Consider the following 9,050-nt stretch of genomic DNA (forward strand, 5'->3'; position numbering starts at 1 on the left):
GGAAAACGACGATCGGCGATGGTGCTTCTCCGGCCCGCCCGAAGTGGCAACACATACAGCTCATCAACTCCCGGCTGGATTCTCACCCGGACGCTCACCACCCACCTGACCAACATCCTCAACCGCGTCGAAGCCTGGAAGTGCGACGCCCGCGCCGAAGCCATGAATCGCGCACTGAAGGAAGCGCGAGCCCGTGCTGCTCGCGGCTATCGACGCGTCGAGAACTTCCGCGACATGGCCTGCCTCTTCGCCGGAAAACTCACTCACGTCCCCCTTTCCTAACCACCGTTTCGCTCACCCAAAAGACGAAAGTAGGCCTGATTGCGGGATGGTTTACAAGCTATTTGCATACGTCGATGAATGTTGGGGAGTTGGGCTCCCTCTGGCGTGACCAAAGACAATGTGTCCTCCGAGTGCGGAGGTCCCGGGTCTGACCTCTGTTCTTCCCGTCATTCTTCCCCTGCTTTGGATTCCTGCTCTGCTCCAAAAGCCTCCGCGAAGAACAACTTCTTGTCCAGCTCTCGTTGCCATGCTCTGTGCCGTTCCACTGACTCGAGACGGCCTTCGCGCTTCAGGGTGAGAAAGCGGGTGGCCTCCACGACGCCCAAACTTTCGATCAGGACATCGGTCGCTTGACGGATGAGTCGTTCTTCGGTCATCCGTGTCTCGCGACTCATCGTCTCTCCTGAGCAATGAATTCCAGCGGGTTCATCGCGTAAATTGACAATTCGGCGTGTGCCCAGCGGCTCAGCAGTTTGTCATCGCAAGTAATGAAATAGCCCGCCACCTGCTCGGCGAAAGCGACATGGGCTGCATCGGCGACGCCAAAGCCGCTGCCGATCAAGGCCTCAGCGCGACGGCGAGCCTGCACAAGATCGTATTCGCAAGATTCAGACAACCGGGCCAGCAGTCTCTGCATTTCAAGCCGTTCGCTGGTTTCCACGATGGACCCAAACCTCCTTGACGTGGGCTGGCGATCCCGCGGCAGGAGATGCACCAGGCAGCGAACGCGGTTGGGGACCGAACGGCAGACGCCGTAACCATCGTTCATCAGACAGCCCGCGAAGCCGCCCGGCAGCGCATCAATGAAAATCGCGGCGCCGCGGGTGGCAATGCAGCAGGCCCGGGGCATTCGCATCCGCCGGCAGCACGTCGATTTCGTCGTAGCCCCGTAGGCTCGGGCCACCGGCTCGGCTTCGAAGGGCTCGCCGATGGCCTCGTCCAGGGCGATCGGAGCGCACTCGCTCGATGGCTCGACTGCGAATGGGCCATTCCCGGCCCTTCAGCCCGGCGATTGCTGCGCGGTGGCCCGCCGGGAACGGCTCCGGGAGTGCCTCTGGGTGGGCGGTGGTCCGTGGGCGGGGCGGCGGCGAAGCTTCGCGGGCAGAGCCTGCCGGCAGGCTACCGCCATGCCCGAATGCGTTGGCATTCAGCAGGTCATTGTCCAGGCGTCGGCTTTCCTGCGAGCACTTCTGAGAGCGCGGCTTTCGCTGTACCGTCGGTGCTCGCTCGCGGGCGGCGTAGCCCGTACATCCTGGCTGTTTGCCGAACGCCATGGACTGCCCCACCCTGCCGCCGTGGTCGGCGAGGCAGACAGAACGGCGTGGCCGTTCGCTGGTCCCGGCATCGTCTCACCGCCTGGCGCCTCGGAGCGTGACGTTCTTCACACTTTTCTCGTCGCCGGCATTGCGCGTCACGCGATCCGTTACCGGAGGGATGAGCGAGGGCAGTCGGGAGTGCATGGAAATGCTCGCTGCCGAGGCCTGCGAAGCGCACGAGGGCCTCTTTGAAGTCGAGCGCCTGCCGCGTCGGCTGCGCAGCGACCTTCCGTCAGCTTTGCCGAAAGACGTCCTCGAGGCGCGAGGCATCGAGCAGCTCCAGCCCCCACGCTTCGAGCTGGTCGGGAGTCGCCTGCCCGAGCCGCTCGCTCGCCCAGCCTGGCAGAAGCCCGAAGCGCCGTTCGAGCCGCTTCTGGAGCCGGACGCTCTCGCCTTCGCTTCGCCCTTCCTGCCGTCCTTCCTGGCGACCCTCCGCTTTCCACTGGCGGGTCCACCTTTCGACCGTTTCCGCGAGTATGGTGTCGATCTCCTGCAAGTCTTCGAGTTCCGGTAGGGCCTAGCCGGGCATCAGCCGGCGAAGCACGATCCGGTTGATCCACACGACCAGCGCCCGGCGCAGGTTGTGGTACTACGGACCCTGCAGCCGCTGGTGAAGCCGCGCGACGGCTCGACGGATGTCGGCGGGCGTACCACTCATCTCGATCCGGATGATGCCGCCGAGCGTGTTCGACTGGTCGCCCCGTTGCTCTTCTTCGACGCTCCCTTCATCGAGCAGAAAATAGCGGTCCGTCGGGCGATAGCACTTCAGGCTTCCCGGCAGTTCGTCGATCAGTTCGCCAACGTCGCGGGCGGCGCCCCGCGGATCACGGCCACTTTAGATGATAGATGACCAACGGGAACGCCGCCGGCAGTTCCTCGCCCCGGCTCACGTCGCCCTTGCGGGCGTGTTCGGGGGGCGGTTTCCCGGGAAAGGGGCAGTATGGAAACCAGATCCCGAAGAGGAGACAACGGGCAAATCCTGGCCAGCCGGATCAACATTGCCGGCGCGTTGCCAACCGCAGCACCCGCGGGGCGCGCCCAACTGCCGACCGCTTGCTTCCTTCCCCGCTGCCGTGTTGTCGCCCTCGCTCGACGCAAGACCTGCCACCGCGGTCGAGTTGGAGAGTAACGGGACAAAGTCAACAAACGTATATTGTCACTGTTTCTCGCACTGTTTTTCGATGCATTGCGCGAAGTTCCGGAAGTCATCGAGATTCGTCTGGCAGATGCGGTGGACGATCTGCCAGTCGATGGCGTCGTAGTTGTGGACGGCAATGTTGCGAAAGCCGACCGCCTTCTTCATTCGGGTGGCAAGTTCCGGCGTGATCAGCCGAAGTGTGCTCAATGCTTCGAAGACCTGCCCCATTGTTCCCGGTACCGGCACCTCGCGGCTGGCAATCAGGTGGGCCGCCAGAGCTATGGAAATCTGCACGGCACGGGTGAGATTCAGCGTGACGATATCCTGGGCATCGATATCCCTGGCCAGTGTCGCCGGATCTTGCGGGCACTTTGCACGCACGCGGGCAATGCAGCGGCGCAGGGACTCGAGCTTCTGTTCAACTACGGACCGATCCACGCACTCCTCCTTTCGGCCAGCATGCGGCGGCGATAGGGTGCAAAGTCCGAGTCATCGACCAGATGCCGGACCAGCAGTTGCGCGTAGCGCTCGTCACTGCCAACGATCCGCCGGCCACGGGTCAGAATCTGCCCGAGCAACGGTTCCCCGGCCAGTTTCAGATCAATCAGATCGACCGGCCTGCCCGTCTGCTGCGCGAGATCGTCGATCAACGCCATCCTGGCATCGACGCTCAGCGGCTGGTCATCCGCCACCGCCAGGTCGAGGTCGCTGTCGGGACGTGCCGTACCCGCTGCCAATGAACCAAACAGCACTGCCAGCTTGACCTGGGGGTGCCTCGACAGCACCGACCGAATCACCTCGTCGGAGGTCATCGTCTCTGCTCGCATCATTCGGTAGGCCAAGGAGAAACCGGGATGGAGACAAGGTGGAGTCGAGATGTGGCGCGGCGGCGACAGGTTTGGCTTGTCAGTTTCCGTCCCTTGCGTCTGACGGCGCCCAAGCAGCCTTGCCATAACCCGGTTTCCACACTCCGCTCATCGAACCGCACAGGCGCTTCTCGCGGATCCCGCTCTCGGACAAGGCATCGTGCCTTTGCCCATGGAAGGTCGCGGATTTCCGCCGGCAGATTGACCAGGCCCATCTGCTGATGGAGGTACTGGTTGGGGTAGCGCGCCCACCCATTGCCGGGAACCTGATGTTTCTTGCACAACCACCGCCGGAGCCGTCGGGCGACGAGGGAATTGATCGCCCGATACGCCGGTCTGACGAGACCAACCCAGAAGTAGGTCGCCCAGCCGGTCAGCTTCCGGTTCAGCCGTCCCGAGACGTCCTCCCCGTCCAGCAGGATTCGCAAAGAAAGATCAGCTGTCGCTGAAGACTTCGTCGAGGGTGGCGGCGTCGAGAAGCCGGTCGGCGTAGCGGTCGAGCTGTTCGAGCGTGGCCGCTTGCAGGCGCGCACGGGTTTCGGCGTCGAGCGGACCGAAGCGTCTGGTGAGCTGGCGCTCGACGACCTTCGCTTCGCCGATCCGCTCGCCTTGCTCCGTGCCTTGCTGGAGGCCCTCCTCCATCCCGCGCTGCTTGGCCAGGCGTTCGACACTCGTGACATAGGGCATTCGCGTTTCTCCTTCAATCTCTTCGATATCTTTCCACAACTTCTGTTCCAGGGCATCCGGCAGGCGCATCATCCAGTCGAGCACGGCGAAGAGGTCGAGGATGCGCTGTCTCTCCCAGCCGTGTCGATAGAGCAGGCGGACGAGGTGGCGCTTGGCCAGGTACCGTGCTTCGGCGTCATGCCGTGTCTGCCGGGCACGCCGGTAAGCGGCGGTGACCAGGGCAAAGGGGTTGGGGTTGGCGGCCAGGTTCTCGGCGTCCTCGCTCAACTCGCTGAGCTTGACGATCGGGAAATGCAGGTGGTGGCGGCAGCCGAGCACCTCGAAGCCGAAATGGTCGGGCTTCCAGCGGTCGTCGTCGTCGGCGAGTACGGCGAGGCTGACGCGTGCGGCGAGGCTGACGATCGGACAGGCATGAACGATCAGCTGTCGCTGAAGACTTCGTCGAGGGTGGCGGCGTCGAGAAGCCGGTCGGCGTAGCGGTCGAGCTGTTCGAGCGTGGCCGCTTGCAGGCGCGCACGGGTTTCGGCGTCGAGCGGACCGAAGCGTCTGGCAAGCTGGCGCTCGACGACCTTCGCTTCGCCGATTCGCTCGCCTCGCTCCGTGCCTTGCTGGAGGCCTTGCTCCGTTCCTTGCTGGATGCCTTGCTGGATGCCTTGCTGGATGCCTTGCTGGAGGCCTTGCTGGATGCCTTGCTGGAGGCCCTCCTCCATCCCGCGCTGCTTGGCCAGGCGTTCGACACTCGTGACATAGGGCATTCGCGTTTCTCCTTCAATCTCTTCGATATCTTTCCACAACTTCTGTTCCAGGGCATCCGGCAGGCGCATCATCCAGTCGAGCACGGCGAAGAGGTCGAGGATGCGCTGTCTCTCCCAGCCGTGTCGATAGAGCAGGCGGACGAGGTGGCGCTTGGCCAGGTACCGTGCTTCGGCGTCATGCCGTGTCTGCCGGGCACGCCGGTAAGCGGCGGTGACCAGGGCAAAGGGGTTGGGGTTGGCGGCCAGGTTCTCGGCGTCCTCGCTCAACTCGCTGAGCTTGACGATCGGGAAATGCAGGTGGTGGCGGCAGCCGAGCACCTCGAAGCCGAAATGGTCGGGCTTCCAGCGGTCGTCGTCGTCGGCGAGTACGGCGAGGCTGGCGATCGGACAGGCGTAGCGGTCGTAGAGCCGATAGTTGTACGTGAACATGCGCTGCGCGAAATCGGCATCGCGCTGGCCCTGAACTTCGACGTGGATGTAGATCCAGCGTTCTTCGCCGTTGGCCAGCGTGACCTGGACGAGCGCGTCGGCGAAGCGCCTGCCGAGTTCGGCGTCACGAACGACCTGCCGCAGTTCGGTGTTTCGGAACTGGTGGCCGCGCGTCCAGTCGATCTGCGCGTGGGCCGCCGGGAAATAGTAGGCCATGAACTCCGGGAAGGCATGCTCGAGCATGTCCTTCCACGGGCTGTCGTAGCTGTCGGCGACGCGGGAAGAGGTATCGGGGTCGATCACGCTGGTCAGCGGCAGGGGCCTGGAGCGGTGGGCAGGGAGTCGTCGCGGAGCCGCGGAGACGATCGTCTCGGCCCCGGATGTGCCCGAGGCTCTTCGCTGGCGGCCTTCGCGGGTGAACCGCGCGGGGTCGCGGCCGGTGCCGGGCGATGGTCCCGCGTTCGGGATGCCGCGGTCGGAGTCCTGTTCTGCCGTCGGGTGGTCGGCGGAGTTCCGCGTGGCGATGGACCGGGCATGGCTATCGCACACCAGTCCTGAGCAAGGGCCAGGCGATGGCCGGCTCTGATCTTGCGTACTTCTCTATGGTCACCGTGGCGGGTGCGCTCACTTTCGGCGCGATGGCCAGGAGTATCGGAGACGAGGCCGCGACAGCCGTATGGATCTCGAGCATCTTCTCGGTCGAGTATTCATGCGCGATCAGGTCTCTCGGCTCACGGGTGCTGAACGGTTCAGCCGCGTCGGCCCAACCCGGTTGTTCTGCGCGGTCGATTGAGTCCATTCCTCGTGGCCGATGACCGCGAAGCCTTGCGTCCTGATCCGATCGTCCCGCCTCGCAGGCGTGGTGAGGCGTCGGGTCGAGATGCGCCGCAGCAGCAACGGGTTCATTGCCGGAGTCGCACGACAAACCAGTCCGGATCGAGTGCCTCTGGCCATTCTTGCTCGCATATGGCCGGCTCTCTCAGCCGGGGATCGCCCCACACATCCCGCCAGAATTCATCCGGGTCGTCGTACCGATGCTGGAAGAACAGACCGCCGCGGTAGCCGAGAATCACCAACTGCATCTCGATCTTCCCGACGAAGTCGGGAACTTCGCGGTACCCGCGACGCTCTCGCAACGCAATCCGGCGGCCATACAGGTAGCCATCGACGCACTGCATTTCCCGTGCGGAGAACTCGTCTTCGATTGGCGGCCGGTAGAGCCTCGAAGCAAACCGCTGTGCGTCGGTGACCACCTTGAAAAATCGCAGCTCTACCGTGCTTCGCCAGTTGACGACGTTCAGGACGTACCGATGGCAGCAACCATTCCTGAATACCTCGACTTCGAAGGGGAAGGAGAATATCCCTTTCCAGTCGTCGACCATCAGACCCCGACCTGCCGAACCTGATCTGCATGAGCGCGTAGTACTCGGCCAGGTTGAGCGGCGTCGGGTCATCCGGATGCGTTGGGGCGCAGCTGAACACGGGCATCTGCTCGCAGATTGGCCACGCAGCGGCTCTGAGCGCACGATACCGCGGGTCACTTATCCGCTTGAGCCGACAATCCAACATGCCAGGCCAGTCCAGATCGGTAGACAGACAGGAGAGGCGTGGTGACCGGCCACCTCCTGGCCAGCCAGGGCCGGCCAGGGACGCCGTCAGCGAAACGGGCAGAGCCCAGTTCCTGCGCGACGGCAGGACGCTCCAGGCACGCTACCGCCATGCCCGAATGCCTGAGCAGTCAGCAGGTGATCGGCGCAGCGCCGTCCTCGCCCGGCCAACCGAGAGCCCGCACGGCGCGCCCGCTCCTCGAACGATCCCGCAAGAATCTCGCCGACCGACCGGAGCGGGTGTAAATTTTTACACATTCGGCGCACGATGGCACTCCCGCCGGGTCGGCGCGGGTTGCGGCAACTGCCGGCAGCCGCGCGGGTGATCCTGCGGTGGCGCCGACCGGAGCGCCTCGCACGGCACGCCCAAGACCGCCAACGCGCGGGATGGTCTCACCGCCCGATCCGGTTGGGAGTGGATTTCTTCACGTTTGCCGCGTGCCGGCAGTTGGGCGAGTTCGGCGCGGGCCGCGGCAGACAGGGCCGGCGGACGAGGGACGCTGGCGCAGCGTGCATCGAGTCGGCGCATCCGGGCGAGGCGTGCCCCGCGGCCGCACGGCTCACCGGCGACGCTCGCCTGCCGGCGCTTCCGTTATCATCAGGCCCAGCCGCGCCTTTCGGCTTCGCCGATCAGCGCATCGGCAGTGGCGACCAGCACGGGAACGAAGCCGTGCCCGGCCAGCAGCGCGCTGGTCAACTGCTCCGGATCCTCGATGTATTCATGGACCATCTGGTTGCGGATTCTGCGCATGGCCATCCAGTGGTCGGCGGAGCCGAGCAGACCGAGGCGCTCGGCCCGGTCGAGATTGTCGATGACGGCTCCGGGCTTTTCGCCAAGCGCACGAAGAACCAGCGGCAGGAGCTTGTCCCCGAGGGTGTCCTGCAGGAGGGCATAGCGGCTGGCGAAGGCATCGACACGCTCGGCGAGATCGTGGTCCCGATCGAGCTCGGCGGCCATCTCTACGGAGAACGGAGCGGCAAACAGCCGCCGATCGGTGTGCGTGAGGTACGCGCATTCCTTGCGGACGACCCGGATCAGGAAGCGCAGGCGCTCGGCCAGGCTGGACTCGAGGTTCATAGCAGGATGCCTTCCCGGGCGGCGACTTCGTGAATCGGCAGCCGGCGCAGGTTTGGAGCGCCGAGCAGCACGTCGACCTTGCGCCCATCGAGGACGCGCGAGACCCGGGCGCCGATCTGCGCTGCGACCAGCGCAGGGTTCGCTACGGGGTCGACCAATTCGATCATCAGGTCGAGGTCGCCGCCACGCGCGAGGTCGTCGATTCGCGACCCGAAGACACGGACGCGTGCGTTCTCGCCAACGATCTGTCGGACGACGAGCCGGATTGCTTCGATCTGTGGAGGGCTGAGCCGCATCAAATAGTGAGGAGAGAGAACCTCTGCGTGACTACGTGCTGCCCGCGGGCTTACGGGCCGTGCGGGCGCTCGGCCGGCGTCGGACCGCAGCGCCCGTCGCCCGACAGGGACCCCCGTGGCGTCCCGGGCCTGACGATCCGATGAGCATCCGGCCATTGTGGCGCGAACATTGGCGCGAAGCATGGCTGGCGGCTCGGCCCTGGTCTGGACCGGGATGATGCTGCTGACCGTGTCAGGCAGGCTGACCAACGGCCCCCGGATCGAGCGATCGGCCGATCGGCTCGCCCCGAACGGGATCCGGCGCTGTGCGGGAGGATCAACTGCGGAGCAGCATCGGACGGGGCAACGGATGCAGGCAGTTCCCTGCTTGCTGGCCCGTCGGTCAATCCTCCCTGAACACCTCCTCGAGCGTGCCGGCATCGAGCACCTCGAGCGCCCAGGCTTCAAGTTGCTCGACTGCCGCCTCGGCGAGCCTTTGTCGGGCCCAGTCCGGCAACGGCCCGAAACGGCGTTCGAGCAGCTTTCTCAGAACTGCGCTCTCGCCTTCCAGACGGCCTTCCAGACGGCCTTCCAGACGGCCTTCCAGACGGCCTTCC

Annotated in this window: 15 protein-coding genes; 2 read left to right on the forward strand and 13 right to left on the reverse strand. The window is 64.8% G+C overall.

What is annotated here, in order from left to right:
* Positions 1-18: 18 nt before the first annotated feature.
* Complete coding sequence (locus NFW05_RS02780; protein WP_295302608.1) at positions 19-282, forward strand: transposase; 264 nt, start codon at positions 19-21, stop codon at positions 280-282.
* A 167-nt stretch (positions 283-449) separates the two neighbouring features.
* On the opposite strand, the gene NFW05_RS02785 is transcribed toward NFW05_RS02780, so the two are convergent.
* The 3 genes from NFW05_RS02785 to NFW05_RS18510 all read right to left on the reverse strand — a co-directional run bounded on the left by NFW05_RS02785 (position 450) and on the right by NFW05_RS18510 (position 2,094).
* Positions 450-677, reverse strand: coding sequence for a hypothetical protein (locus NFW05_RS02785; RefSeq protein ID WP_295302610.1), 228 nt, complete (start codon positions 675-677; stop codon positions 450-452).
* A complete protein-coding gene (locus NFW05_RS02790; RefSeq protein ID WP_295302612.1) occupies positions 674-1,132 on the reverse strand; it encodes a hypothetical protein in 459 nt (152 codons plus the stop codon). The genes NFW05_RS02785 and NFW05_RS02790 overlap by 4 nt, the downstream gene beginning before the upstream one ends.
* A gap of 698 nt (positions 1,133-1,830) precedes the next feature.
* Positions 1,831-2,094 carry a DUF4351 domain-containing protein gene (locus NFW05_RS18510; RefSeq protein ID WP_366918257.1) on the reverse strand — a complete coding sequence of 88 codons (264 nt, stop codon included), beginning with the start codon at positions 2,092-2,094 and terminating at the stop codon, positions 1,831-1,833.
* A 114-nt stretch (positions 2,095-2,208) separates the two neighbouring features.
* Between NFW05_RS18510 and NFW05_RS02800 the strand changes: the two genes are divergently transcribed.
* The gene (locus NFW05_RS02800) at positions 2,209-2,448 is read left to right on the forward strand and encodes a hypothetical protein (RefSeq protein ID WP_295302615.1); all 240 of its coding nucleotides are present in this window, start codon (positions 2,209-2,211) and stop codon (positions 2,446-2,448) included.
* Between the two features lie 306 nt (positions 2,449-2,754).
* Here the strand turns inward: NFW05_RS02800 and NFW05_RS02805 are convergent, their stop codons facing one another.
* From NFW05_RS02805 to NFW05_RS02845, 10 genes are all read right to left on the reverse strand, one after another.
* On the reverse strand, positions 2,755-3,174 hold the full coding sequence (locus NFW05_RS02805; protein ID WP_295302617.1) for a DUF86 domain-containing protein: 420 nt from the start codon (positions 3,172-3,174) through the stop codon (positions 2,755-2,757).
* The gene (locus NFW05_RS02810) at positions 3,159-3,548 is read right to left on the reverse strand and encodes a nucleotidyltransferase domain-containing protein (protein WP_295302618.1); all 390 of its coding nucleotides are present in this window, start codon (positions 3,546-3,548) and stop codon (positions 3,159-3,161) included. The genes NFW05_RS02805 and NFW05_RS02810 overlap by 16 nt, the downstream gene beginning before the upstream one ends.
* 14 nt (positions 3,549-3,562) lie before the next feature.
* Positions 3,563-4,135, reverse strand: a complete 573-nt coding sequence (locus tag NFW05_RS18515) for a group II intron maturase-specific domain-containing protein (protein WP_366918258.1) — start codon at positions 4,133-4,135, stop codon at positions 3,563-3,565.
* Positions 4,038-4,607, reverse strand: coding sequence for a DUF4351 domain-containing protein (locus NFW05_RS02815; RefSeq protein ID WP_295302619.1), 570 nt, complete (start codon positions 4,605-4,607; stop codon positions 4,038-4,040). Before NFW05_RS02815 ends, NFW05_RS18515 begins: the two co-directional genes overlap by 98 nt.
* Positions 4,608-4,708: 101 nt before the next feature.
* The gene (locus tag NFW05_RS02820; protein ID WP_295302621.1) at positions 4,709-5,776 is read right to left on the reverse strand and encodes a DUF4351 domain-containing protein; all 1,068 of its coding nucleotides are present in this window, start codon (positions 5,774-5,776) and stop codon (positions 4,709-4,711) included.
* 235 nt (positions 5,777-6,011) lie between these two features.
* Positions 6,012-6,272, reverse strand: a complete 261-nt coding sequence (locus NFW05_RS02825) for a hypothetical protein (RefSeq protein ID WP_295302623.1) — start codon at positions 6,270-6,272, stop codon at positions 6,012-6,014.
* Between the two features lie 103 nt (positions 6,273-6,375).
* Positions 6,376-6,855 (reverse strand): hypothetical protein, encoded by a 480-nt coding sequence (locus tag NFW05_RS02830; protein WP_295302624.1) that lies wholly within the window; start codon positions 6,853-6,855, stop codon positions 6,376-6,378.
* 823 nt (positions 6,856-7,678) lie between these two features.
* Positions 7,679-8,158, reverse strand: coding sequence for a hypothetical protein (locus tag NFW05_RS02835; protein ID WP_295302626.1), 480 nt, complete (start codon positions 8,156-8,158; stop codon positions 7,679-7,681).
* Positions 8,155-8,454 carry a nucleotidyltransferase domain-containing protein gene (locus NFW05_RS02840; protein ID WP_295302628.1) on the reverse strand — a complete coding sequence of 100 codons (300 nt, stop codon included), beginning with the start codon at positions 8,452-8,454 and terminating at the stop codon, positions 8,155-8,157. Before NFW05_RS02840 ends, NFW05_RS02835 begins: the two co-directional genes overlap by 4 nt.
* A gap of 382 nt (positions 8,455-8,836) precedes the next feature.
* Positions 8,837-9,050 (reverse strand): DUF4351 domain-containing protein (locus NFW05_RS02845; protein WP_295302630.1); only part of this gene is annotated, 214 nt, incomplete at its 5' end.

It is taken from the genome of Accumulibacter sp. (assembly GCF_023806625.1).
GTDB lineage: Bacteria > Pseudomonadota > Gammaproteobacteria > Burkholderiales > Rhodocyclaceae > Accumulibacter.

Coding starts and splice junctions, on each gene's coding strand:
- NFW05_RS02780 (WP_295302608.1), top strand. CDS start 19: ATGGTGCTTCTCCGGCCCGCCCGAAGTGGCAACACATACAGCTCATCA.
- NFW05_RS02785 (WP_295302610.1), bottom strand. CDS start 677: ATGAGTCGCGAGACACGGATGACCGAAGAACGACTCATCCGTCAAGCG.
- NFW05_RS02790 (WP_295302612.1), bottom strand. CDS start 1,132: ATGCCCCGGGCCTGCTGCATTGCCACCCGCGGCGCCGCGATTTTCATT.
- NFW05_RS02810 (WP_295302618.1), bottom strand. CDS start 3,548: ATGACCTCCGACGAGGTGATTCGGTCGGTGCTGTCGAGGCACCCCCAG.
- NFW05_RS02825 (WP_295302623.1), bottom strand. CDS start 6,272: ATGGACTCAATCGACCGCGCAGAACAACCGGGTTGGGCCGACGCGGCT.
- NFW05_RS02830 (WP_295302624.1), bottom strand. CDS start 6,855: ATGGTCGACGACTGGAAAGGGATATTCTCCTTCCCCTTCGAAGTCGAG.
- NFW05_RS02835 (WP_295302626.1), bottom strand. CDS start 8,158: ATGAACCTCGAGTCCAGCCTGGCCGAGCGCCTGCGCTTCCTGATCCGG.
- NFW05_RS02840 (WP_295302628.1), bottom strand. CDS start 8,454: ATGCGGCTCAGCCCTCCACAGATCGAAGCAATCCGGCTCGTCGTCCGA.